At 57.2% G+C, this 24072-nt stretch carries 22 protein-coding genes, 4 tRNA genes and 1 pseudogene; 21 read left to right on the forward strand and 6 right to left on the reverse strand.

Annotated features, from left to right (window positions below; genetic code table 11):
* The first annotated feature begins 182 nt into the window (after positions 1–182).
* Together AC1MEW_RS14605 and AC1MEW_RS14610 are read left to right on the forward strand one after the other, a co-directional pair.
* Positions 183–425, forward strand: a complete 243-nt coding sequence (locus AC1MEW_RS14605; protein ID WP_201204734.1) for a hypothetical protein — start codon at positions 183–185, stop codon at positions 423–425.
* A 29-nt stretch (positions 426–454) separates the two neighbouring features.
* A complete protein-coding gene (locus AC1MEW_RS14610) occupies positions 455–1204 on the forward strand; it encodes a TerC family protein (RefSeq protein WP_322269115.1) in 750 nt (249 codons plus the stop codon).
* Positions 1205–1273: 69 nt separating this feature from the next.
* Here the strand turns inward: AC1MEW_RS14610 and AC1MEW_RS14615 are convergent, their stop codons facing one another.
* Complete coding sequence (locus AC1MEW_RS14615) at positions 1274–1444, reverse strand: hypothetical protein (protein ID WP_201204730.1); 171 nt, start codon at positions 1442–1444, stop codon at positions 1274–1276.
* 167 nt (positions 1445–1611) lie between these two features.
* On the opposite strand from AC1MEW_RS14615, the gene AC1MEW_RS14620 reads away from it, so the two are divergent.
* From AC1MEW_RS14620 to AC1MEW_RS14630, 3 genes are all read left to right on the forward strand, one after another.
* Positions 1612–2340 (forward strand): peptidase C39 family protein, encoded by a 729-nt coding sequence (locus AC1MEW_RS14620; RefSeq protein ID WP_322269114.1) that lies wholly within the window; start codon positions 1612–1614, stop codon positions 2338–2340.
* A gap of 110 nt (positions 2341–2450) precedes the next feature.
* Positions 2451–2657, forward strand: coding sequence for a DUF6021 family protein (locus tag AC1MEW_RS14625; protein WP_480426720.1), 207 nt, complete (start codon positions 2451–2453; stop codon positions 2655–2657).
* Between the two features lie 17 nt (positions 2658–2674).
* On the forward strand, positions 2675–2890 hold the full coding sequence (locus tag AC1MEW_RS14630; protein WP_480426721.1) for a hypothetical protein: 216 nt from the start codon (positions 2675–2677) through the stop codon (positions 2888–2890).
* 54 nt (positions 2891–2944) lie between these two features.
* On the opposite strand, the gene pbpG is transcribed toward AC1MEW_RS14630, so the two are convergent.
* Positions 2945–3883 (reverse strand): D-alanyl-D-alanine endopeptidase, encoded by a 939-nt coding sequence (pbpG, locus tag AC1MEW_RS14635; RefSeq protein ID WP_322269111.1) that lies wholly within the window; start codon positions 3881–3883, stop codon positions 2945–2947.
* 498 nt (positions 3884–4381) lie between these two features.
* On the opposite strand from pbpG, the pseudogene AC1MEW_RS14640 reads away from it, so the two are divergent.
* The 3 genes and pseudogenes from AC1MEW_RS14640 to AC1MEW_RS14650 all read left to right on the forward strand — a co-directional run.
* A pseudogene (locus AC1MEW_RS14640) lies at positions 4382–4490 on the forward strand (phage tail protein); the annotation flags it as partial.
* Positions 4491–4595: 105 nt separating this feature from the next.
* Positions 4596–5111, forward strand: coding sequence for a hypothetical protein (locus AC1MEW_RS14645; RefSeq protein WP_480426722.1), 516 nt, complete (start codon positions 4596–4598; stop codon positions 5109–5111).
* Positions 5112–5265: 154 nt separating this feature from the next.
* On the forward strand, positions 5266–5460 hold the full coding sequence (locus AC1MEW_RS14650) for a hypothetical protein (protein ID WP_322269032.1): 195 nt from the start codon (positions 5266–5268) through the stop codon (positions 5458–5460).
* 33 nt (positions 5461–5493) lie between these two features.
* Here the strand turns inward: AC1MEW_RS14650 and mddA are convergent, their stop codons facing one another.
* Both mddA and folD read right to left on the reverse strand, forming a co-directional pair.
* The gene (gene mddA, locus AC1MEW_RS14655) at positions 5494–6294 is read right to left on the reverse strand and encodes a methanethiol S-methyltransferase (RefSeq protein WP_322270926.1); all 801 of its coding nucleotides are present in this window, start codon (positions 6292–6294) and stop codon (positions 5494–5496) included.
* A gap of 199 nt (positions 6295–6493) precedes the next feature.
* On the reverse strand, positions 6494–7348 hold the full coding sequence (gene folD, locus AC1MEW_RS14660; RefSeq protein ID WP_201197050.1) for a bifunctional methylenetetrahydrofolate dehydrogenase/methenyltetrahydrofolate cyclohydrolase FolD: 855 nt from the start codon (positions 7346–7348) through the stop codon (positions 6494–6496).
* A gap of 274 nt (positions 7349–7622) precedes the next feature.
* On the opposite strand from folD, the gene AC1MEW_RS14665 reads away from it, so the two are divergent.
* The 11 genes from AC1MEW_RS14665 to AC1MEW_RS14715 all read left to right on the forward strand — a co-directional run bounded on the left by AC1MEW_RS14665 (position 7623) and on the right by AC1MEW_RS14715 (position 18183).
* Positions 7623–7699: transfer RNA gene (locus AC1MEW_RS14665), tRNA-Arg, on the forward strand.
* A gap of 32 nt (positions 7700–7731) precedes the next feature.
* Positions 7732–7807, forward strand: a tRNA-His gene (locus tag AC1MEW_RS14670).
* Between the two features lie 56 nt (positions 7808–7863).
* Positions 7864–7948: transfer RNA gene (locus AC1MEW_RS14675), tRNA-Leu, on the forward strand.
* 78 nt (positions 7949–8026) lie between these two features.
* Positions 8027–8102 (forward strand) — tRNA-His (locus AC1MEW_RS14680).
* 401 nt (positions 8103–8503) lie between these two features.
* The gene (gene tig / locus AC1MEW_RS14685) at positions 8504–9814 is read left to right on the forward strand and encodes a trigger factor (RefSeq protein WP_480426723.1); all 1311 of its coding nucleotides are present in this window, start codon (positions 8504–8506) and stop codon (positions 9812–9814) included.
* A gap of 94 nt (positions 9815–9908) precedes the next feature.
* Positions 9909–10544, forward strand: a complete 636-nt coding sequence (gene clpP / locus AC1MEW_RS14690) for an ATP-dependent Clp endopeptidase proteolytic subunit ClpP (protein ID WP_054053844.1) — start codon at positions 9909–9911, stop codon at positions 10542–10544.
* Between the two features lie 112 nt (positions 10545–10656).
* Complete coding sequence (clpX, locus tag AC1MEW_RS14695) at positions 10657–11940, forward strand: ATP-dependent Clp protease ATP-binding subunit ClpX (protein ID WP_007901798.1); 1284 nt, start codon at positions 10657–10659, stop codon at positions 11938–11940.
* A gap of 161 nt (positions 11941–12101) precedes the next feature.
* Positions 12102–14498 carry an endopeptidase La gene (gene lon, locus AC1MEW_RS14700; RefSeq protein WP_201204716.1) on the forward strand — a complete coding sequence of 799 codons (2397 nt, stop codon included), beginning with the start codon at positions 12102–12104 and terminating at the stop codon, positions 14496–14498.
* A 149-nt stretch (positions 14499–14647) separates the two neighbouring features.
* Positions 14648–14920 (forward strand): HU family DNA-binding protein, encoded by a 273-nt coding sequence (locus tag AC1MEW_RS14705; RefSeq protein ID WP_002552737.1) that lies wholly within the window; start codon positions 14648–14650, stop codon positions 14918–14920.
* A gap of 233 nt (positions 14921–15153) precedes the next feature.
* Positions 15154–17025, forward strand: a complete 1872-nt coding sequence (locus AC1MEW_RS14710; RefSeq protein WP_322269031.1) for a SurA N-terminal domain-containing protein — start codon at positions 15154–15156, stop codon at positions 17023–17025.
* Between the two features lie 291 nt (positions 17026–17316).
* A complete protein-coding gene (locus tag AC1MEW_RS14715; protein ID WP_201257119.1) occupies positions 17317–18183 on the forward strand; it encodes a DUF2242 domain-containing protein in 867 nt (288 codons plus the stop codon).
* 349 nt (positions 18184–18532) lie between these two features.
* Here the strand turns inward: AC1MEW_RS14715 and AC1MEW_RS14720 are convergent, their stop codons facing one another.
* Both AC1MEW_RS14720 and AC1MEW_RS14725 read right to left on the reverse strand, forming a co-directional pair.
* Positions 18533–19570 carry an AraC family transcriptional regulator gene (locus tag AC1MEW_RS14720; RefSeq protein WP_201257120.1) on the reverse strand — a complete coding sequence of 346 codons (1038 nt, stop codon included), beginning with the start codon at positions 19568–19570 and terminating at the stop codon, positions 18533–18535.
* A 3-nt stretch (positions 19571–19573) separates the two neighbouring features.
* Complete coding sequence (locus AC1MEW_RS14725) at positions 19574–20704, reverse strand: carbon-nitrogen hydrolase family protein (protein ID WP_201257121.1); 1131 nt, start codon at positions 20702–20704, stop codon at positions 19574–19576.
* A 210-nt stretch (positions 20705–20914) separates the two neighbouring features.
* On the opposite strand from AC1MEW_RS14725, the gene AC1MEW_RS14730 reads away from it, so the two are divergent.
* Both AC1MEW_RS14730 and AC1MEW_RS14735 read left to right on the forward strand, forming a co-directional pair.
* A complete protein-coding gene (locus AC1MEW_RS14730) occupies positions 20915–22954 on the forward strand; it encodes an NADPH-dependent 2,4-dienoyl-CoA reductase (protein WP_201204710.1) in 2040 nt (679 codons plus the stop codon).
* Between the two features lie 188 nt (positions 22955–23142).
* Positions 23143–24060 carry a 1-aminocyclopropane-1-carboxylate deaminase/D-cysteine desulfhydrase gene (locus tag AC1MEW_RS14735; protein WP_480426728.1) on the forward strand — a complete coding sequence of 306 codons (918 nt, stop codon included), beginning with the start codon at positions 23143–23145 and terminating at the stop codon, positions 24058–24060.
* Positions 24061–24072: the final 12 nt, after the last annotated feature.

A 24072-nucleotide genomic window follows, 5' to 3' on the forward strand; every position in this document is an offset into this window, starting at 1 on the left:
AAAGATCGCAGCCTTCGGCAGCTCCTACACATCAAGTGTTCAGTTCCAGAAGTTATGAGTTCGTATAAACCGAAGTATAACCGCTAAAAATACGAATTTTCCTGAAGTGTTTGTCTCCCTAGAATGCCTCGCTATCGACAGCGCGCCTTTTCGCGCTTGTCCGTTCTATCGAGGAAAGCCCCATGAAACTTACCGCTACGGCGCTGTTGATCACGTCTTTACTGGTATTGGCCGGTTGCGACCAGGCAGAAAAGAGTGCCCAGCAACTGATGGGCAAAGCCGCCGAAACCGCCAAGCAGGCCATCGACGATACGCATAAAGCCGCAGAGCAAGCGATCAGCGATGCCTCCGGCGGGCTGATTGGCAAGAAAGAACAACCGGAGAAAGAGTCGGAAAAAACCGAATCTTCGTCCCAGGAAATCTAAACCGTCTTAAAACGAGTCAGGACTGACCCATGGAATACCTTTTAGAACTTGCTGCAAGCCCCACCGCCTGGGTCGCCCTGGCCACGTTGATCGTCATGGAGATCGTGCTCGGCATCGATAACCTGATTTTCATCTCGATCCTGACCAACAAGTTGCCGATGCAGCACCGCCAGAAGGCGCGGCGTATCGGTATCGGCATGGCACTGATCCTGCGACTGGCGCTGTTGAGCACCATCGCTTTCATCGTGCAGTTGACTGAGCCGGTTATCGATATCCTCGGCCAGGTGTTCTCCTGGAAGGACATCATCCTGATCGCCGGTGGCCTGTTCCTGTTGTGGAAGGCAACCACCGAGATCCATCACAGCATGGACCCGGCGCCGGAAGATCCGAAGTCGGCCACCTCTGGCGTGAGCCTGGGCTTTGCGGCGGCGATTGGTCAGATCCTGATGCTGGACATGGTGTTTTCCATCGACAGCATCATCACTGCCGTCGGCATGACTGAGCATTTGCCGATCATGATCATCGCGGTGGTGGTGTCGGTGCTGGTGATGTTGTTGGCTGCTGACCCGCTGGCCAAGTTCATCAACGACAACCCGACCGTGGTAATGCTGGCTCTGGGCTTCCTGATCATGATCGGCATGACGCTGATCGCCGAAGGCTTCGGCGCCCACGTACCGAAAGGCTACGTCTACGCTGCCATGGCATTCTCGGCAACGATTGAGGGGCTGAACATGATGTCCCGGCGGGCAAAGCAGAAGCGACTGACTGCTGAAGCTTAACCGGCGCTGAAAAAGAAACGGCCGCCTGTGCTCGAAAGAGCCCAGGCGGCCGTTTTTGTTCGGCTGTCCTTAGTGCGCGGTGGCGGGACGTGTCGCTGGTTGGTCGGCTTTCGCCGCGGGCGCCGATTGCACCGGGTGATGATAGTGACGTCGGGTAATGCGCAGTACTCCCCACAACATGGCGGCGGCGACGGTCAGCCAGCCGGATATCAGCATTACGATTGTCAATGTCAGGCTCATCGGTGCCTCCTCTTTGCCCTGCTGCGGGCGTACACGCTATTCAAATGACAGTCTAGTCGCTGCCATGTTTCAGGCTATTGACCAAAGGTCTCCTGTCACCAACCCGTTCGCTCTATCGAAAGCAAACGACTACCGCTTAAGGCTATACCGCTGCGGCGCGGCATCCTATGATCAACAGCCAAGCCGGGAGTACGGTTGCCTGGCGTCTGAACAAGAGAGTGATGATGGTGCGGGTATTTTCTCGAATTCGAGCTGCGGTACTGGTAATGGGCTGCGTGGCCGGGCTGGCGGGTTGCGCCGGTAGCGTGGCGCCTGAGGTCAAGCGTCTGCCGGAACGTGTGGAGCTCAGCGGTACGTTCTACCGGGGCAAGGCCAATGAAAGCGGGCCACAAGTCCTGGCCAGCCTGCTGTCCCAGCAAGGTGTCGTGATTACGCCAGGGTTGCTCGAAAAGCCCCTGCATTTGCCGGGCGCCGAGGCGCAGTTGCAGCAGAACATGCAGAATCTGGCCCGCGAGTACGGCATGGTGGTCTATCCCGTCGACAGCAATCTGCCTGCGCTATTGACCCAGGTCGCGGCCGGTTATCCGGTGATGGTGCGTTTCACTGAGGGCTCGGCGTTCTGGGCCGAGCCGCGGTACGCCATCCTTGCCGGGTACAACCGTCATAAGCAGACGGTGTTGTTGCGTTCGGGGATGAACCATCGGTTGCTGATGAGCTTCAGTTCATTTGAGTCGTCCTTCAAGGACGCTGGCGGCTGGGCTGTTTTGATCCAGAAGCCAAACCAGATTCCGGCCAAGGTCGATGAGCAACGCTGGCTCAAGGCGGCAAGCGATTTGGGTCAGGCCGGCCAGGAGCAGGCGGCTGCGCGGGCGGCCAAGGCATTGAAGGCTCAGTAGCTCTGTTGGTCATGTAGCTCCGTTCGTCACCTCCAGGGCACCGTCGTGTGCCCTGGGCCTCTTATGGATAAGGCCCGGATGTTTTGCGGGTCAGCCCCAAGGAGGCTTCTATGTCTCAGCCCACTTCCCCAAGCGGCCCTCACTCATCCGAGCATTCGTCCGGCCATGAGTTGGACTTCGATCCCGATTCGCCGGACCTCGCCGATCCTCAGGTCGATCCTGTCGGGCCTGCCAGAGCGCCGAAGGATGTAGAGCCGGGCGAGGACGATAAGAAACCGGCGAAGCCTTACGATCCGCTCGCCGATCTCAAACCCTGACGTACAGTGAGGTGTTTATGTCTACCGATTCGAGTTTTGACGACAAACGTCCGGACAGCGTCCCGACGACTCCCGAAGACGATATGGACCCAGTGATGGATCCGGACAGTCCGTTAAGGGATCCCATGGCGCGCCCAATGGTGGTGTCGACGGAGCATCCCCATGGCCACAGAGACCCGAGTGCCGGGGATGGCATTCCGGATGACGACCAGATGCCGTTGCCTAACGATTAACGCTGGACGAAAAAAAGCCCCGAATATTCGGGGCTTTGTTTTGGTTGTCGCGGATTACTTTGACGCTTCAACCACACCGCTTTGACGGTGTTTCAGGTTCTTCGCCGCTTTGTACTGCAAGGCAACCGACGGTGCGTTATTGCTCTTGCCGGTTTCGACCCAGCTACGGATCCGCGTGGCATCGGCAAAGTGCGTGTACTTGCCGAACGCATCGAGGATCACCAGGGCAACCGGGCGATTGGCCATGGTGGTGACCAATACCAGGCAGTGGCCAGCGTCGTTGGTGAAGCCGGTCTTGGTGATTTTGATATCCCAGTTGGCCTTGTTCACCAAATGATCGGTGTTGTGGAAGCCCAAGGTGTAGTTGGGTTTACGGAACGAGACAGTCGTTTCCTTGGTGGTAGTCAGTTCGGTCAGCAACGGATACTTACGGGCGGCGATCAGCAATTTGCTCAGGTCGCGGGCCGTCGAGACGTTACGCGGGGAAAGCCCGGTCGGTTCGACGAAGTGAGTGCTGCTCATGCCCAATGCCTTGGCCTTGGCGTTCATTGCCGCAATAAACGCGACGTAACCGCCCGGGTAGTGGTGGGCGAGGGTAGCGGCGGCGCGGTTTTCTGAGGACATCAGGGCGATCAGCAGCATCTTCTTGCGTGGCAGCTCGCTGTTGAGCTTGACCCGGGAGAACACACCTTTCATTTCCGGTGTGTGGCTGATATCGACGTTGATGTATTCCTCCATGTTCTGATGGGCTTCAACCACCACCAGGCCGGTCATCAGCTTGCTGACCGAGGCGATCGGTACAACCACGTCCGGGTTGTTGGAATAAATGATTTTATTGGTCTGCAAATCCATCAGCAAAGCGCTGCCGGAAGCAATCTTCAATTGTGAGGCGTCTCGGGGTGCTGCGGTGGTCTCCGCAGCATCGGACATTGGCGTGATAACAGTCCCTGTAAATGCAAAAAATAGGCTCAGGATGGAAAGACGGATTTTCACGCGGGCGAACTCATAAGGGTGGATATGCCGTTTTTGTAACGGGCTATTTCTTAAAAAGCGACGCATTTTAGGAGTATGTGCCAGGAAAACGATAGGCGCCTGTAAACAAAGGCCGAAAAGTGAAAGATATTTAATGTTGTACCAATTTTGTATCACTCTGGCTTTCCAGCTTCTCGACTTCTGACCAGTCGATAGTGGAGCTCAGCCAGCGAGCGTATGTCGACAAAAGCACTTGAGCGCTGTGCCTAAACTGCCCGGCAATGAGCGCGGGTTCATGCCTGCCTGAGGCACATCGTAGCGCACGTGTGACGGCAGTTATATTGGCTGCGCGGCTTTATTTTAAAGGCTTCCAAGGCCTTGGCGAAGTGGCCGCCGGGTGTTGAAGATGAAAGGATGAACTCCGATGCGCCCGATGGCGCAAACACATCGGGCGACTCCTTGCGTTTGCGATGGCGCTGCGTCAGTCGGGCATCAGCAATCTTCCTCGCCTCAGCCGACAGCACGCCGCTGCTCGACCGACCGTTCGTGTATGCATGGTGCTTGGGGCTGCTGGCAGGTTTGCACTGAGTGGTACAAGCGCGAGTGGAAGTTGGAATTCGAAGCCTTCGGTGGGAAAGCGCTGTGGCGGGGCGTTACTGGGGAGTCGTACAGGCGGGATGGAGCCATCGCAGGATAGTGGTAAATTGCCTCTATCCACGTTGAGCGATGCGAATTGATAAAATACAACGCACTAAATAAAGCAGGGCGTCTTGCCGTATTCTTCATGGCGCTATGTCTGCTCGGTCTACCCGCCTTGCTGTTTCCATCCGATTCAAACTTTGACCTTGAAGGAAAGACTGTCGAGCATTTCAAGGGCACTTTCGTTCACGCTCAGTTCCCCAAAGGTGCGGGCGTGACACTTCTGACGAAGAGCCCAGAAACGGGGCACTACCTGGCCTTCTATATTGGAAGTCTGAGCATTTTGACCCGCAGAGACAGCCTGGTCAGCGGGGGAAGTATCGAGCTGACCCATATCGAGAAAAGAGTACTGACCTGCCAAATCAACGGCGTTCTGTCGTGCACTGCGCGCTGTTCAAACGCGGCCAGTTGCATTGCGCTGGAGCGGTCGGATACAGACATGTCCGTCAAACTTGTTCTGGTTATATTGTTTGTATTCGCTGTTTTCTTTGCCGTGCTGTCCTTGGTGCAACATCTACGCAGTAAGCCATCGGTTGCTGCGGGGCCTTGACTCGACAGAGCCCAATCCGCCCGCCGGGCTCTTTCGTTTCTGGCGCCTGGTGCAACAGGGCAGGCCTTTCCATAGGAGTGACCTTCATGAGGTTTGTCGTAGGAGTGTTGGCTCTGGCGCTACTTTCGAGTTTTCGATTGAGAAGACTAAATCGATGATCACTGACTACGACCCGGTCAGCGACGAAAAGGGCCTGACACAGACAATGTTTTCCTCTGCGCAACTCTATCCAGTAGAAGAAACAAAGGCAGCCAAGGAGGCCTCTGTGATGCAATTTTCCAAGTTTTTCAGAGTCTTGTGTATTGATGCTCAGAAGGCGAAACGCCAAGCAAATCGGGGAGGAGAGTAATTAGTTTGCGGGGGTTGATAGGGCTGGATTGACTCACTTTTGCTGGTTGCTAGAGGCGTCGGGTTTGCGTTTGATCAGGGGCACAAGCATTGCGACGCGTTGTCTGTACCGTCGGTAGTCTTCTCCGAACAGTTCTACCAGGTCTCTTTCTTCCAGATGAACCCCGATGAGGATGTACAGGGTGCTTAGCGCGGCAAACAACAGGTGCCCGGCGGTCATGGACGGTGTCGCCCAGAACACGATGAGAAACCCCAGGTACAAAGGGTGGCGCACCAGTTTGTAGAGCAAAGGCGTTTTGAAGGTGGGGTTTTCCGGCTTGGGCGAGCGCCAGGCATCGAGTGCCTGCTTTATGCCAAGCAATTCGAAATGGCTGATCAGAAACGTAGCGAGCAATATCACGCCCCAGCCGATCCAGAACACGCCGGTGAGCATGCCTTGAGTCCAGGCAGATTCCAGGCGCCAGATCGACGCACGGATGGGTTGCCAGAGCCAGAAAAGCAGCACAAGCACCAGACAGGTGACCAGCACATAGGTCGCGCGCTCGATCGGTGCCGGGATGAAATGGGTCCACCACTGTTTGAAACCCTTTCGCGCCATGCCGCTGTGTTGTACGGCAAACAGCGTAATCAACAAGGTGTCGACGAGGGTGGCCAGGCGCCAGTCGAGGCTGGGACCAGAGTCGATGTCTTTGGGCACGCCGATGCCTGAGAGAAAGCCCATCAGGTAAAGCGCAGTAAGCAGAAAACACAGGTAACAGCAGAGGCTGTAAAGCAGGCCCGCCACTTTTCCGGTGGAATGACTCAAACGATGTTCGGGTAGGTCTTGCGGCTTCATGGACGACTCCTGGCGAGTGAGCCATTTGTATCCGGTTGCCTTGCTGGCGTCTGTAGGGCGTTTATCTTTCAGTGTGTACTTAATTCTGAAATTCGCTGCTGGTTTGTCCGATGGCCGCAGGCGTTTCATCCAGCGTGCGGCCGATAACAAAAAGCCCCGCTACATAGCGGGGCTCTGTTTGTACGCCAAACCAGTGGAATTAGCTGTGCAGGGTTTCGGCTGCGTACAGAGTGTTTTCCAACAGGCAGGCACGTGTCATCGGGCCGACGCCACCCGGTACCGGGGTGATCCAGCCGGCGCGGGGCAGGGCGGTTTCGTAGATTACGTCACCGACCAGTTTGCCGTCTTCCTGACGGTTGATGCCGACGTCGATCACGATCGCGCCTTCCTTGATCCACTCACCCTTGACCAGGCCCGGCTTGCCGGCAGCAACCACGACCAGATCGGCGCGGCCGACGTGGCCTGCCAGATCCTTGGTGAAGCGGTGGGTGACGGTGACGGTGCAGCCCGCCAGCAGCAGTTCCATCGCCATTGGACGACCAACAATGTTGGAGGCACCGACAATCACTGCGTCCATCCCGTAAAGATCCACACCGGTGCTTTCCAGCAGGGCCATGATGCCTTTAGGGGTGCAGGGGCGCAGCAGCGGAATGCGTTGAGCCAGGCGACCGACGTTATAAGGGTGAAAACCGTCGACGTCTTTATCCGGACGAATGCGTTCCAGCAATTTGGACGCGTCCAGGTGGGCAGGTAAAGGAAGTTGAAGCAGAACGCCGTCAATTGCCGGGTCGTCGTTCAGGCGATCGATCAGATCGGTCAGTGCTTCTTGAGTGGTTTCAGAAGGCAGGTCGTAAGCCTGGGAAAGGAAGCCGACCTCTTCACAGTCTTTACGCTTGTGCGAGACATAAACCTGAGAGGCAGGATCGCTGCCGACCAGAATCACCGCGAGGCCGGGGGTGCGCAGGCCTTGCTGGCGACGTTCGGCAACTCGTTTGGCGATCTGCTGGCGCAGGCTGGCGGCGATCGATTTGCCGTCGATTAGTTGTGCAGTCATTGCGCGTGGTTAACCATCGAGAGGGGAAAAAAAGAGAGCGCATTCTCGCATGCCAAGAGGTGAGGGCAAAGGCGCTTGGTCTGCAAATTCCTCTAAGCCCTTTAATTAAATGAATTTTTTTTAAAAAGGATTTGACTGCCTTTGGGGCGCTCTATACTATTCGTCGCACTTGTCGGGCACAGCCTAGCACTGGATGAGAAGGTCGGGCGGGATTACGGTTCTGCAAGACTGGAAGCACTTAGTTTGTAGTCCTCCAAGAGTACAGATTAATAAGGCGCCCGTAGCTCAGCTGGATAGAGCATCCGCCTTCTAAGCGGATGGTCGCAGGTTCGAGTCCTGCCGGGTGCGCCATTAGGCAGCTTTGGCACAAGTAGCGCAATATGGTGGGCGTAGCTCAGTTGGTAGAGCACGGGATTGTGACTCCCGTTGTCGAGGGTTCGATCCCCTTCGTCCACCCCATATTTTAAAAGGCGCCAGATTAATAGTCTGGCGCCTTTGCTTTAAAAGCTTCAAGCGCGGATGTGGTGGAATTGGTAGACACACTGGATTTAGGTTCCAGCGCCGCAAGGTGTAAGAGTTCGAGTCTCTTCATCCGCACCAAATACAGCTTCACTCAGGCCGTTGGCTTGAAGGGGGCGCAGCAAGGAAGTTTTTTTGGCTTCTTTGTGAGGCAATATGGTGGGCGTAGCTCAGTTGGTAGAGCACGGGATTGTGACTCCCGTTGTCGAGGGTTCGATCCCCTTCGTCCACCCCATATTTCGAGAGGCGCCAGATTTAACAGTCTGGCGCCTTTTTTGTTTTAGCGGTTCGAGTGATCAGCGGCTGCAGGTTCTGGGCCGCAGGGGCGGGGTGTTTCGTCGTATTTATGTTTCTCGATGATGCCGCGCCACCCGCCGGCCTTGCTCGCAAGATCGGCTGTCAGGGAGATAATTGGCAACTTCTTCTATATAGAAGGGTTGGTGCAGAGCCCTGGTTTCATTGGCTGTATTTGCTAACAGGGCGAGGCGCAACCGTTTGTCCCTCGCCTATAAATCGCCTGCTGCTTTTTTACCCGTTTTCAGTAGGGTGACTTCTTGAGTTTGACCCACTAGAATGCATGCCCTTGATTCTGGGGTCGGAAACGGCCGGCTAACGTCTGTGCAACGAGGAATATCCATGCAAGTTTCTGTTGAAAATACTTCTGCTCTTGAGCGCCGCATGAGCATCACCGTGCCGGCTGAGCGCATCGAGACTCAGGTCAACAAGCGTCTGCAGCAGACCGCGCAAAAGGCCAAGATTGCTGGCTTCCGTCCAGGCAAAGTGCCAATGAGTGAAATCAAGCGTCGCTTTGGCGCTGATGCACGTCAGGAAGCCGTAGGCGATGTGATCCAGTCCTCCTTCTACGAAGCTGTTGTTGAGCAGAAGCTGAACCCGGCTGGCGCTCCTTCGATCGAGCCTAAGTCGATCGAAGCTGGCAAAGATCTGGAATACGTCGCAATTTTCGAAGTGTTCCCGGAGTTCACTGTAGCCGGTTTCGACGGTATCGCCGTTGAGCGCCTGAGCGCTGACGTGGCTGACGCTGATCTGGACAAAATGCTGGACGTGCTGCGCAAGCAGAACACCCGTTTCGAAGTGGCCGATCGCGCTGCTCAGAACGACGACCAACTGAACATCGATTTCGTTGGCAAGGTTGACGGCGAAGTGTTCGCTGGCGGTTCCGCCAAAGGCACTCAGCTGGTTATCGGTTCCGGCCGCATGATCCCTGGTTTCGAAGACGGTCTGGTTGGCGCTAAAGCCGGCGAAGAGCGCGTTCTGAACCTGACCTTCCCAGAGGACTATCAGAACCTCGACCTGGCTGGCAAAGCCGCTGAGTTCACCGTTACCGTGAACACTGTTTCCGAGCCAAAACTGCCAGAGCTGAACGAAGAATTCTTCGCTCAATTCGGCATCAAGGAAACTGGTCTGGAAGGCTTCCGCACCGAAGTTCGCAAGAACATGGAGCGCGAACTGCGTCAGGCGATCAAATCCAAGGTCAAGAATCAGGTAATGGACGGTCTGCTGGCCACCAACCCGATCGAAGTGCCTAAGGCTCTGCTGTCCAACGAAGTTGACCGTCTGCGCGTGCAGGCTGTTCAGCAGTTCGGCGGCAACATCAAGCCTGACCAACTGCCGGCCGAGCTGTTCGAAGAACAAGCCAAGCGCCGCGTTGTTCTGGGTCTGATCGTGGCTGAAGTGGTCAAGCAATTCGACCTCAAGCCAGACGAAGCCCGCGTTCGCGAAATGATTCAGGAAATGGCTTCGGCCTACCAAGAGCCTGAGCAGGTTGTGTCCTGGTACTACAAGAACGACCAGCAACTGAACGAAGTCCGTTCGGTTGTGCTGGAAGAACAAGTTGTGGATACTGTTCTGCAGAAGGCTAACGTGACCGACAAATCGGTCTCTTACGAAGAAGCAGTCAAGCCGGCAGAAGCTCCACAAGCCGACTGATCGCTTTTTGCGGTAAGAAGTAATCACCATAAGCCAGCCTTCGTGCTGGCTTATGCGTATTCAAGACATAACTATTTGGGAGTGACTGCAGAGCATGTTCCGTAATTCGTATATTCAGCAGAACTCTGATATCCAGGCCGCAGGCGGCCTGGTCCCGATGGTTGTCGAGCAGTCTGCTCGTGGCGAGCGCGCTTACGACATTTACTCGCGCCTTCTCAAGGAGCGAGTGATCTTTCTGGTTGGCCCGGTAGAGGACTACATGGCCAACCTGATCTGTGCGCAACTGCTGTTCCTTGAAGCGGAAAACCCGGACAAGGACATCCATCTCTATATCAACTCCCCGGGCGGTTCGGTGACGGCGGGCATGTCGATCTACGACACCATGCAGTTCATCAAGCCAAACGTGTCGACCACCTGTATCGGTCAAGCGTGCAGCATGGGCGCGTTCCTGCTGACGGCCGGTGCCCCTGGCAAGCGTTTCTGCCTGCCGAACTCGCGTGTGATGATTCACCAGCCATTGGGCGGTTTCCAGGGCCAGGCGTCGGATATCGAAATCCATGCCAAGGAAATCCTCTTCATTCGTGAGCGTCTCAACACGCTGATGGCCAAGCATAGCGGGCACACTCTTGAAGAAATCGAGCGTGACACCAACCGCGATAACTTCATGAGTGCAGAAGCTGCGCGTGAGTATGGGTTGATCGATGAAGTGATCAGCCAGCGCCCCGCTTAAAATAAGCAGCTCAAAATAGGCTAGGTCGGCTGCTCCGATCACCAGCGGGCTTGAAAAAGCCCGCAATAGCCTTCATCTTGTGTTGCAAGCCTATCGGATTTGGATCGAACGAATGACTGACACCCGCAACGGCGAGGACAACGGCAAGCTGCTCTATTGCTCCTTCTGTGGCAAAAGCCAGCATGAAGTGCGTAAGTTGATTGCCGGCCCCTCGGTCTTTATTTGCGACGAGTGCGTCGACCTGTGCAACGACATCATCCGTGAGGAGGTGCAGGAAGCCCAGGCCGAGAGCAGCGCGCATAAATTGCCTTCGCCTAAAGAAATCAGCGGCATCCTTGATCAGTATGTAATTGGTCAGGAACGTGCGAAGAAGGTTCTGGCCGTAGCGGTGTACAACCACTACAAGCGCCTGAACCAGCGTGACAAAAAGAATGACGACGTCGAACTTGGCAAAAGCAACATCTTGCTGATCGGCCCGACAGGCTCGGGTAAAACCCTGCTTGCCGAAACACTGGCTCGTTTGCTGAACGTTCCGTTCACCATCGCCGACGCAACCACCCTCACCGAGGCGGGTTATGTAGGTGAAGATGTCGAGAACATCATTCAGAAGCTGCTGCAGAAGTGCGATTACGACGTAGAAAAAGCCCAGATGGGCATTGTCTACATCGATGAGATCGACAAGATCTCGCGTAAGTCTGACAACCCGTCGATCACCCGGGATGTTTCCGGCGAAGGCGTGCAGCAAGCCTTGCTCAAGTTGATCGAAGGCACGGTCGCTTCCGTTCCGCCGCAAGGTGGTCGCAAGCATCCGCAGCAGGAATTCCTGCAGGTCGACACCCGTAACATCCTGTTCATTTGCGGTGGTGCGTTCTCCGGTTTGGAGAAAGTCATTCAAAACCGTTCCACCAAGGGTGGCATCGGTTTCAACGCAGAAGTGCGCAGCAAGGAAGAAGGCAAGAAAGTCGGTGAATCCCTGCGTGAAGTCGAGCCTGACGATTTGGTCAAGTTTGGTCTGATCCCGGAATTCGTCGGTCGTCTGCCAGTACTTGCCACGCTGGACGAGCTTGATGAGGCTGCTTTGATGCAGATCCTTACCGAGCCGAAAAATGCTCTGACCAAGCAGTACGCCAAGTTGTTCGAGATGGAAGGCGTGGACCTGGAGTTCCGGGCCGACGCACTGAAATCGGTCGCCAAACGTGCCCTGGAACGCAAGACCGGTGCCCGTGGACTGCGTTCGATTCTCGAAGGTGTATTGCTCGACACTATGTATGAAATCCCCTCGCAGTCCGAGGTGAGTAAAGTAGTGATCGATGAAAGCGTTATCGAAGGCAAGTCCAAGCCACTGTATATCTACGAAAACAGTGAGCCGACTGCCAAGGCTGCGCCAGACGCTTAAGCGTCGCGCTGCTGGAATAAAGGAGGGGCCTTCGGGCCCCTTTTCTTTTAAAGCGTTTTAACACCCTCTTTGCGCTTGTTTTTTTTGAAAGCAGCCCCCATCTTGGTTTCAAGCTTACTTCCATCTGTTTACGGCCTTATGGCCGCCGTAGAGGCGAAATCATGAAGACAACCATCGAATTGCCTCTCCTGCCATTGCGTGATGTTGTGGTTTATCCGCACATGGTTATCCCGCTGTTCGTGGGGCGCGAGAAATCCATCGAAGCCCTCGAGGCTGCGATGACGGGCGACAAGCAGATCCTTCTGCTGGCTCAGAGAAACCCTGCTGACGACGATCCCGGTGAAGAAGCACTTTATCGCGTAGGTACCATCGCGACCGTTCTGCAACTGCTCAAGCTGCCTGACGGCACCGTCAAGGTTCTGGTCGAAGGTGAGCAGCGGGGCGCCGTGGAGCGCTTCAGCGAAGTGGACGGTCACTGCCGTGCCGAAGTCTCGCTGATTGACGAAGTCGACGCGCCGGAACGTGAATCGGAAGTGTTCGTTCGCAGCCTGCTGGCTCAGTTCGAACAATATGTGCAGTTGGGCAAGAAAGTCCCGGCTGAAGTCCTGTCCTCGCTCAATAGCATCGACGAGCCAGGCCGCCTGGTCGACACCATGGCCGCGCACATGGCCCTGAAGATCGAGCAGAAGCAGGAAATCCTCGAAATTATCGATTTGTCGGCCCGGGTCGAGCACGTTCTGGCGTTGCTGGATGCCGAGATCGATCTGCTGCAAGTCGAAAAACGTATTCGCGGTCGCGTCAAAAAACAGATGGAGCGCAGTCAGCGCGAGTACTACCTGAATGAGCAGATGAAGGCCATTCAGAAAGAGCTCGGCGACAGCGAGGAAGGCCACAACGAAATCGAAGAGCTGAAAAAGCGCATCGATGCCGCTGGCCTGCCCAAAGATGCCTTGGCCAAGGCCCAGGGCGAACTGAACAAGCTGAAACAAATGTCGCCAATGTCTGCGGAAGCGACAGTGGTGCGTTCGTACATCGACTGGCTGGTTCAGGTGCCGTGGAAGGCTCAGAGCAAGGTGCGTCTGGACCTTGCCCGTGCAGAAGACATTCTCGACGCCGACCACTACGGTCTGGACGAAGTCAAAGAACGCATCCTCGAATACCTCGCCGTGCAAAAGCGCGTGAAGAAAATTCGTGGTCCGGTGTTGTGCCTGGTCGGTCCTCCAGGGGTTGGTAAAACCTCCTTGGCGGAGTCGATTGCTCACGCCACTAACCGCAAATTCGTCCGTATGGCCCTCGGTGGTGTGCGTGATGAAGCGGAAATTCGTGGTCATCGCCGTACTTACATCGGTTCGATGCCAGGAAGATTGATTCAAAAGATGACAAAGGTGGGGGTTCGCAACCCGCTGTTCCTGCTCGATGAAATCGACAAAATGGGCAGCGACATGCGCGGTGACCCGGCGTCGGCGTTGCTGGAAGTGCTCGACCCTGAGCAGAACCACAATTTCAACGATCACTATCTGGAAGTCGACTACGACCTGTCCGATGTGATGTTCCTTTGCACCTCCAACTCCATGAACATTCCACCGGCGCTGCTGGACCGGATGGAAGTGATTCGTCTGCCGGGTTACACCGAAGACGAGAAGATCAACATCGCCGTCAAATACCTCTCGCCCAAGCAGATTGCTGCCAACGGCTTGAAGAAAGGCGAGCTGGAATTCGAAGCCGAAGCGATCCGCGACATCATCCGCTATTACACTCGCGAAGCCGGTGTACGGGGGCTTGAGCGCCAGATTGCCAAGGTTTGCCGCAAGACGGTCAAAGAGCATGCAATGGAGAAACGCTTCTCGGTGAAAGTCACCGCCGAGATGCTGGAACACTTCCTGGGTGTGCGTAAATTCCGCTACGGCCTGGCTGAATCCCAGGATCAGATCGGTCAAGTGACCGGCCTGGCGTGGACTCAGGTGGGCGGTGAGTTGCTGACCATCGAGGCTGCCGTCGTACCGGGTAAAGGCCAGTTGATCAAGACCGGTTCGCTGGGTGATGTGATGGTCGAATCGATCACCGCAGCCCTGACCGTTGTCCGCAGCCGTGCCAAGAGCCTGGGGATCCCCCTGGACTTCCACGAGAAGCGCGACACGCACATCCATATGCCGGAAGGGGCGACCCCGAAGGACGGCCCTAGCGCTGGTGTAGGCATGTGCACGGCCCTGGTGTCAGCATTGACCGGGATTCCTGTACGCGCAGACGTCGCCATGACCGGCGAAATCACCTTGCGTGGCCAGGTATTGGCGATCGGCGGTTTGAAAGAAAAACTGCTCGCTGCACACCGTGGCGGGATCAAGACGGTGATCATTCCTGAAGAGAACGTACGCGATCTGAAGGAAATTCCTGACAATATCAAGCAAGATCTACAGATTAAACCGGTTAAATGGATTGACGAGGTCCTGCAAATTGCGCTGCAATACGCGCCGGAGCCCTTACCGGATGTGGCTCCTGAGATAGTTGCAAAGGATGAAAAACGCGAGTCTGACTCTAAGGAAAGAATTAGCACGCATTAGTACGCATTTGCCTGGGGGGCTTCCTTGACAGCTTTTTAGAGCCCTTGTTATAAAGCGGCTCTTAAGTGTCTGTAGGCCATTCAGCACTCGTTTTTGCTTTCACCAAAAAACTTAGAATCATACTCAAAATAGATATAAGGGGACTTAGAGTGAACAAGTCGGAACTGATTGATGCTATCGCTGCATCCGCTGATATCCCGAAAGCTGCTGCTGGCCGTGCGCTGGACGCTGTAATCGAATCCGTCACTGGCGCTCTCAAGGCTGGCGACTCTGTTGTTCTGGTTGGTTTCGGTACTTTCTCCGTAACTGATCGTCCAGCTCGCATTGGTCGTAACCCACAGACCGGTAAGACGCTGGAAATCGCAGCTGCTAAAAAACCAGGTTTCAAAGCCGGTAAAGCACTGAAAGAAGCTGTCAACTAAGTTCGATTCAGGTTTTTGCCTATCCGGGTCGGGGTCATGCCTGACCTGGCAGCGGAGCGGTAGTCCAGTCAGCATATCGCTGATCTGAGACACCGAGGGTCGCATGTTCGAGCCCTCGGTCCGCTCCGTCAGTTACGAGAAGGCGCATCCTCGGATGCGCCTTTCTTCTATCCGGATTCTACCCACGCTCCACGGTTGCCTAACTTTGAAGTTCAACCGTTTCTGGGGGACGCATGCTGCAGAATATCAGGGACAATTCACAAGGCTGGATTGCCAAGACCATTATCGGGGTCATCGTTGCACTGATGGCTTTGACCGGTTTCGATGCCATTTTCAAGGCCACGACGCACAGCAATGATGCGGCCAAGGTCAACGGCGAAGAGATCAGCCAGAACGAGCTGAGCCAGGCTGTCGACATGCAACGCCGTCAGCTGATGCAACAGCTGGGTAAGGATTTCGACGCTTCCTTGCTCGACGAAAAAATGCTGCGCGAATCGGCCCTCAAAGGCCTGATCGATCGCAAACTGCTGCTGCAAGGCGCAGAGAAATCGAAATTCGCTTTCTCCGAAGCTGCTTTGGACCAAGTGATCCTGCAGACGCCTGAATTCCAGGCTGACGGCAAGTTCAGTTCTGAGCGTTTTGACCAGGTTATTCGTCAGTTGGGCTACAGCCGCATGCAATTCCGCCAGATGCTGGCTCAGGAAATGCTGATCGGTCAGCTGCGCGCTGGCCTGGCGGGTAGTGGTTTTGTCACCGACGCACAGGTTCTGGCCTTCGCCCGTCTGGAAAAACAGACTCGCGATTTCGCTTCCTTGAACATCAAGGTTGACCCGGCAGCTGTGAAGCTGACCGACGATGAGGTCAAGGCTTACTACGACGAGCACGCCAAGGAATTCATGACGCCGGATCAGGTGGTCATCGATTACCTGGAGTTGAAGAAGGCTTCCTTCTTCGACGAAATCAGCGTTAAAGACGAAGACCTGCAAGCGGCCTATCAGAAAGAAACCGCCAACCTGGCCGAACAACGCCGGGCTGCGCACATTCTGATCGAAGTGAACGACAAGGTCACCGAGGCGCAAGCCAAGGCCAAGATCGAAGAAGTTCAGGCGCGTCTGGCCAAAGGCGAGAAATTCGAGGCTCTGGCCAAGGAATTCTCCCAGGATCCGGGTTCGGCGAACAACGGTGGTGACCTCGGTTACGCCGGTCCTGGTGTCTACGATCCAGCGTTCGAAAAAGCCCTGTACTCGTTGACCAAGGATCAAGTATCCCAGCCAATTCGTACCGACTTCGGTTTCCACCTGATCAAGCTGTTGGGTGTTGAAGCGCCGGAAGTTCCAACGTTTGCCAGCCTCAAAGGCAAGCTGACCCGCGAGCTGAAAACCCAGCAGGTCGAGCAGCGTTTCGTTGAGGCGAGCAAGCAACTGGAAGACTCCGCGTTCGAAGCTTCTGACCTGGTCCAGCCAGCGCAGGACCTGAAACTGACCGTTCACACTTCCGCACCGTTCGGTCGTGAAGGTGGCGAAGGTGTTGCGGCCAACCGTGCCGTAGTCACTGCAGCGTTCAGTCAAGAAGTACTGGATGAAGGTGCCAACAGCACCGCCATCGAACTGGACCCGGAAACCGTGATCGTGCTGCATGCCAAAGAGCACTTGAAGCCTTCGCAGTTGCCACTGGAAAGCGTGGCTGCCAGCATCCGCACGCAATTGGCCAAGGAGCACGCCAGTGCTGCCGCCAAGACCAAGGCTGATGAGCTGATCGCCAGCCTGCGCGATGGCAAGACACCGCTGGACAAGGCGATCGACGGCCAGAACTGGAAAGTCACCGCAGCAGCCACTCGTGCGCAGGAAGGGGTTGACCCAACCGTGCTGCAAGCGCTGTTCCGCATGCCTAAGCCAGCCGCCAAGGACAAGCCGACGTTCAGCAGCGTGACCCTGGCCGATGGTAGCCTGGTGATCGTGCGTCTTAACGGCGTGAACGAAGCCACAGCGCCGACCGATGAAGAGAAGGCTCAATACCGTCGCTTCCTCGCTTCGCGTGTTGGCCAGCAAGACTTTGCGGCCTACCGCAAGCAGTTGGAAAGCGAAGCTGACATCAAGCGTTACTGATGGCTGACTGAGTTTTGCGCGACACAAGGACCCCGGCCGAAAGGCTGGGGTTTTTTGTGGGTGAAGCAAAAGATCGCAGCCTTCGGCGGCACCCACAGACGCGTAGGAGTTGCCGAAGGCTGCGATCTTTTGATTTTTTCCCCTGTCCATCGGGAATCCACAACCCCGCGCGACTTTTCCTGCATATAACGGTCAACACACCTGTAACCGTTTTAAGACACTAATCGATGCGCACCTAAGCATCGTTCTGTAGCACAATACGCCCCGGACCGTTTCCCCTCAGGATGTTCAATGTTTAAGTCAATTCCCATGCGTGTCGTCGGGCTGGCGCTGGTGCTAGCCGCTGCTGCCGGTTGTTCGTCGAAAAAAGCCGCCATCTATGAGCATGAGAACTTCGACGACTCCGGAACGTTTTCACGCAACTACCCGGTGAGCGATGCACAGACCTGCGAAGCCGCTCGTCGCGCCTTGCTCAGCCAGGGCTATATCATCACCAGCAGCGATCCGAAACTGGTCAGCGGGCACAAGAGCTTCCAGCAGACTGGCGAGACCCACATGGAGATCAGCTTCAGTGTGGTCTGTGCCGATGACGGCACCGAGGGGCACCACGCGACCATGTTCGCCAACGCCTTGCAGGACCGCTACGCGCTGAAGAAGACCAACAACTCTGCCAGCCTCGGTGTAGGCGTGTTGGGCTCGGTGTCGATGCCGATCGGCTCCTCCGATGATTCGATGGTCAAGGTCGCCAGCGAAACCGTGTCCTCGGCCAAGTTCTACGAGCGTTTCTTTACTCTGGTGGAGTTGTTCCTGCCGCCGGAAGCGAAGAAAGCGGCGCACATCGTCGAGAAGCCTAAAACTGACCTGGGCGTACCTGAACCCAAGGCAGTACCCGCAGCACTGGCGCCAACGCCAACCGCGGCACCTGCCGCAGAACCTGTAGTGGTTCCGGTCGCCGCTCCGGTAGTCGCGCCCGCCGTTATCGAGGTTGCTCCTGTTGCTTCGGAGCCGGTCGCACCGCCGCCGGAAGCTGCGCCAATCACCCCGGCTCAAACGTCTGAGCCAGCCCCAAGCACCGAGACCATCACTCCACCGGTGCACCCGGACAACATGCCGGCGCCAAGCGAGCCAATCCCGGCCATGCCGTCCTCCGGCCAGTAAGCGACCCAGGCGTTACGGGAGCGTGTGCAGACGGCACGTATCCCGTAACCGCCATCAAGATTGACCGACGTCAAACCAGGCCGTTGTCCTACGGACTGTATCGAAAAAATCCTGTGATAAATTCCTGACCACCTGCTACGTTTTATCAAGTAGCGGTTGAGCGTCGTGCCGGCGTCATTTTTCTTTCACGTGGGCACTTTATGCTCAAGGCGCTGGTCATTTGATCAGGTATTTCAATGAGCGATGGGGGACACCGCGATGGACGATTATCAAGAAGAGTTGCTCGAGTATCAGGCGTTTGAACTGGATCCGCTGGAACCGGCTGAAGACGCTACCGAGTTGTAAGGCTTTACGCGGATTGGCGATGACTGCGGCGAAATTCGCCGGGTGTCTGGCCGTTCCAGCGTTTGAAGGCCCGTTGAAAGGCTTCGGCTGAGGCAAAGCCGAGCAGATAAGCGATTTCCCCGAACGCCAGTTCGGTATCGCGGATGTAGGTCATGGCCAGGTCGCGGCGCGTGTCGTTGAGAATTGCACGAAACTGCGTGCCTTCCTCGGCGAGTTTGCGACGCAAGGTCCAGGTGGGCAGCTTCAGGCGTGCCGCCACTTCTTCCAGGTCGGGTTCCCGGCCACCGTTGAGCAACGGCCCCAGTAACTGAGTGATGCGTTCACGCAGGCTACGGGTGCGTGTCAGTTGCTCCAGTTCCCGTTCACATAATTGCAGCAGGTGCCGCCAGGTGCTCGGGCAATGTTGCGGGTTGCGCTGGGCGAGGCTGGCCAGGCTCAGACGCAATTGATTGTGTTCGGCGCCGAACTGGATCGGGCAATCAAACACGTTGTAGGCTTCTCTATACTGCGTTTCTTCGAATTCGATCTCGATGCGTTCGGCCCGCAGCGGGGCAGGGCTTACGCTGGACAATTGCTGCAACCAGCCTGCGATGATCGAGTCCACCACGAAGCGGTTGTAGGCGTTGTAAGGGCTGATGGAATAGAACCGCAGCCATGCGCCCCGGGCGTCTTCGTGGAAACTCGACTGGCCGCGATAGTTGGACCCGTACAAGGCTTCGAAGCGAATCAGGCAACGCGCCGCTTCCCGCACCGTCGGGGCCTGGGCGGCGGTGACACCGGCCAGGCCCGCCTGACTCAAGCGACTGAGTTGACCCATGCGCAAGCCCAGCGCCGGGTCACCGGTCAGTTGAATCGCCCCGTGGCCCAGGCGCATATAGCGCGGGATAGAGAGCCGGGCGCCTGCTTCGCTCAAGCGAGCGGCGTCGAGGCCGTACTGGTCGAGCAATGGCTGAGGGTCAGCGCCATGGCTGCGCACAGCGTCGGCCAGGCTATGAACAAAGCCCACCGACAGATCCCCGAGGCGCATCGGCAGCGGTTTCATCGTTTATAACCAGAGGTTCAACAGGCGCGCACCCCGGACATTGCTGTCGGCGGAGTGCTGGCCGTTGGCGCTGAGAAAGCTCTGACCGGCGCTGCCCTTGTCCCAGAACTGCCCGCGCAGGAACACGCTGATGCCGGCGATGGCCTGGCTGCTGGGTGGTTGGGCGATCAGGGTCAGGCGATGCCAGGCCTGGCCTTCGCTGAGTTCGCCGGCCTTGAGGCTGACGGAGCTTGGCGTCGACAGGCCCTTGTAACCGCGCCACGGCTTGTCCCAGGTTCCGTGGCCGACGATGTACGCCGGGACCGCCACCAGTTGCGCGCCTTGTTCGTCGAGTTTGCGGTAGTTGTCCGGGTACCAACTGTCGCTGCCGATCAAGATGCCCAGGCGTCCGGCCGGGGTATCAACAACGTTGACCGTATGGTCGGTGTTGGCGGCGAGGGTGTCCTGTTCATCGAAGATCGGGTGCATCTGCCGCTGCGGCTGGCCGATCGGCAAACCGTCGCGACCGAACACCACACTGCTGTTGAACAGTGCGCCGTGGCCGATTTTCAACGTGCCATCGATAACGCTGGGCTCTGGCAGCACGATGGAGCCGGCTACCAACGTCACGTGGAATTCTTTCGCCAAACCACCAAACAGAGCCTGGTAATCCTTGGCCATGCTTTTGGCTTTCATGCGCAGGTGGGCATCATCGAGACGGCTGGCGCCCTTGGCGCTAATCAGGGCGCGGACGAACTGCAATGGATTGCTCGCCGCCAGCCAGTTCATCGCTTCCTGGAGCGTGCTGGCCTGGTACAGCTCATCTTTCTCGCCGCTGACCATCAGCCAGGTGCCGACATGTTCCGGCAGCACGACGATGGTTTTTTCATTCAGCAGGCCCTGATCCTGGGCTTTTTGCAGATAGGCCGCGAGCTTGCGGTGCAGGCGCTCGGGGCTTTGGTAGTCGGTGGGGAACAGCTCGGGCTGGATACCCAGCAGGTTGCCGCGATCGGCCGGTGTGCCTTGATCGACCGCCAGATTGATTCGCAGGTCCGACAGGTAATGACCCGCCGGACGGTCCGCGGCCCACATGGCGTAGGTCGTGAGGGCGGCGATCAACGCCATGGAAAATGTCAGGTACAGAAGTTTACGCATGGGAAAGCAGTCAACGGCCGTGTGCGGGATTCGTCGACTAGGGTAGGGCCCACGCCGACGCTTGCCAAGGGGCGCTGCACATTTGGATCAATAAGTTGTCAGTTACGGTCATTGAGAGACGGCGGCGCGACTCTTAGTCTGTCCAACATGACTGACGGGGGCCGAAGAGCTCCTGCACTTTTTCCGTGATCGCTCGATGTGGAGTTACCGATGGCCGCCGCTCATTACCCGCACCTGTTGGCCCCGCTGGACCTGGGTTTTACCACGCTGCGCAACCGCACCCTGATGGGCTCGATGCACACCGGGCTTGAGGAAAAGCCCGGTGGCTTCGAGCGCATGGCGGCGTATTTTGCCGAGCGTGCCCGAGGCGGCGTTGGCCTGATGGTCACGGGCGGTATTGGCCCGAACGATGAGGGCGGCGTTTACTCCGGCGCGGCCAAACTGACCACCGAGGAAGAAGCCCTCAAGCACCAGATCGTCACCCGCGCGGTGCATGAGGCGGGTGGCAAGATCTGCATGCAGATCCTCCACGCCGGTCGTTATGCCTACAGCCCAAAGCAAGTCGCACCAAGTGCGATCCAGGCGCCGATCAACCCGTTCAAGCCCAAAGAGCTGGACGAGGAAGGCATCGAGAAGCAGATCAGCGATTTCGTCACCTGCTCGGTGCTGGCACAAACCGCCGAGTACGACGGCGTCGAGATCATGGGTTCCGAAGGTTATTTCATTAACCAGTTCCTCGCGGCCCACACCAACCACCGCACCGACCGTTGGGGTGGCAGCTACGAAAACCGCATGCGCCTGCCGGTAGAAATCGTCCGCCGCGTACGCGAAGCAGTCGGTCCGAACTTCATCATCATCTACCGCCTGTCGATGCTCGACCTGGTGGAAGGTGGCAGCAGTTGGGAAGAAATCGTCACGCTAGCCAAAGCCATCGAGCAGGCCGGCGCGACCATCATCAACACTGGCATTGGCTGGCACGAAGCGCGGATTCCGACCATCGCCACCAAAGTGCCGCGAGCGGCGTTCAGCAAGGTCACGGCCAAGCTTCGTGGCTCGGTGAGCATTCCGCTGATCACCACCAACCGTATCAACACCCCGGAAATCGCCGAGCAGATTCTGGCCGAAGGCGATGCCGACATGGTGTCCATGGCGCGGCCGTTCCTCGCGGACCCGGACTTCGTCAACAAGGCTGCCGCTGGCCGCGCCGATGAAATCAATACCTGCATCGGCTGCAACCAGGCCTGCCTGGACCACACCTTCGGCGGCAAGTTGACCAGTTGCCTGGTTAACCCGCGGGCCTGCCATGAAACCGAGCTCAATTACCTGCCGGTGCAGCAGATCAAGAAAATCGCCGTGGTCGGTGCCGGCCCTGCGGGTCTGTCCGCTGCAACCGTGGCTGCGGAGCGTGGCCATCAGGTGACGTTGTTTGATTCGGCCAGCGAAATCGGTGGTCAGTTCAACATCGCCAAGCGCGTGCCGGGCAAGGAAGAGTTCTTCGAAACCCTTCGCTACTTCAACCGCAAGTTGCAGACCACCAATGTTGAGGTGTGCCTGAACACCCGCGTGGACGTGGCGCAATTGGTCGCCGGCGGTTACGACGAGATCATCCTTGCCACTGGCATCGCGCCGCGTACCCCGGCAATTCCCGGCGTCGACAACGCCAAGGTGTTGAGCTACCTGGACGTGATTCTTGAGCGTAAACCGGTGGGCAAGCGCGTTGCAGTGATTGGCGCCGGCGGTATTGGTTTCGACGTCTCGGAGTATTTGGTTCACGAAGGGGTTGCCACCAGCCTGGACCGTGAAGCTTTCTGGAAAGAGTGGGGTATCGATACGCATCTGGAAGCACGCGGCGGCGTGGCCGGCATCAAGGCCCAGCCTCATGCGCCGGCCCGCGAGGTGTTCCTGCTGCAACGCAAGAACTCCAAAGTCGGCGACGGCCTGGGCAAGACCACTGGCTGGATTCACCGGACCGGTTTGAAGAACAAGCAGGTACAGATGCTTAACAGCGTTGAATACCTGAAAATCGACGACGAAGGCCTGCACATCCGCATCGGCGAAACCGGCGAGCCGCAAGTGCTGCCGGTGGACAACATCGTGATCTGCGCCGGGCAGGACCCGTTGCGTGAGTTGCAGGACGGTCTGGTGGCGGCCGGGCAGAACGTGCATTTGATTGGTGGCGCGGACGTGGCGGCGGAGCTGGATGCCAAGCGGGCGATCAATCAGGGTTCGCGGTTGGCGGCTGAGTTGTAAAACATAGCCCCTGTGGCGAGGGGGCTTTCCCCCGTTGGGCTGCGAAGCGGCCCCAAAACCATGCAGTGCGGTGTGTCAGATTTACCGCGTTGAATGGATTTGCGACTGCTGCGCAGCCGAACGGGGGCAAGCCCCCTCGCCACAAGTCTGCTGCTAAGATGCCGGCTCTTAACCCAGAGCCGGCATCGATGCTTCTCCCTTCCGACACTTGGCTCCCGAAAGCCCCCCTCAACCCCCTCCAACTGGACTGGCTCACCGCAGCCGACATCCAGCTCGCCATCCTGCGCCTGGACCAAATAGACCCGCTGATCAGCGGCAACAAGTGGTTCAAGCTCATCGAACACCTCAACGCCGCAGACCAGGCTGGTGCCGACGGCATCATCAGCCTCGGCGGCGCTCACTCCAATCACCTGCACGCATTGGCTGCAGCAGGCAAACGCTTCGGCTTCAAAACCGTTGGCCTGCTGCGCGGTCATCCGCAAGACACTCTGACCGTAAAGGATCTGCAAGACTTCGGCATGCAGCTGCACTGGTTGGGTTACGCCGGTTACCGCGCGCGGCACGAGCCGGGTTTCTGGCAGCCGTGGCAGGTGCAGTACCCGACATTGCAAGCGGTGCCTGAGGGAGGCGGCGGTTTGCGCGGCGCGCGCGGCTGCATGCAGCTCAAGGATCAGGTCACTGAGCAGTTGAACGGTTTGGGCTGGAGCGATTACGACGGTTGGTGGCTGGCCTGCGGAACCGGCACCACCCTGGCCGGTTTGGTACTGGCGGAGGCGGGTGAGCGTCCGGTTTACGGCGCATTGGCGGTGCCCGACGATCATGGCGTGGCGCAGCAGGTTGAATCGATTGTGCGGGAGGGCGGATTGGCGAATCCTGCTTATGAACTGTTTGACGCTAGTCGCGGCGGATTTGCCAAGGTTGATCCGTTGTTGCTGGAGTTCATCGAACAGGCCGAGCAGGCCAGCCGTATTCCTTTGGAGCCGTTGTACACCGGCAAGGCGCTATTAGCGCTCAAGCAGCAGGTTGAAGCCGGAAGATTTACCCGGGGAACGCGGCTCATCTTCATCCACACCGGCGGCTTGCAGGGCCGCCGCGGCTTCAACTGACACCGCAGGTCC

The organism is Pseudomonas sp. ASL4, from assembly GCF_056680395.1.